A 269-nucleotide genomic window follows, 5' to 3' on the forward strand; every position below is an offset into this window, starting at 1 on the left:
AGGTGAGCCGGGTCGAGCTGGGCTGGCCGGCCGGGCTGCCCGACGGCGGACGGCACGGCTTCACCCCGGCCCATCGCGCCCGGCTGGAGGCCGCGCTGCCCGGCATGGCCGCCCGGATCGCCGACGCGCTGCCCGACGGCTCCCGCCGGGTGCTGGTGCTGGGCTTCGAGGAGCTGATGTACGCCCCGCTGCGGCTCGCGGCCGAGCTGGAGCGGACCGTACCGGCCGAGGTGCGCTACTCCACCACCACCCGTTCCCCCGTGCTCGCC

1 protein-coding gene is annotated in these 269 nt (G+C 77.7%); it reads left to right on the forward strand.

Translation table 11 applies throughout. The features are described 5' to 3' along the window. A partial coding sequence (locus tag GT030_RS02205) for a TRSP domain-containing protein (protein WP_202459587.1) occupies positions 1-269 on the forward strand: 269 nt, incomplete at both ends.

The organism is Streptomyces sp. SID1328 (assembly GCF_009865595.1).
Lineage (GTDB): Bacteria > Actinomycetota > Actinomycetes > Streptomycetales > Streptomycetaceae > Streptomyces > Streptomyces griseoluteus.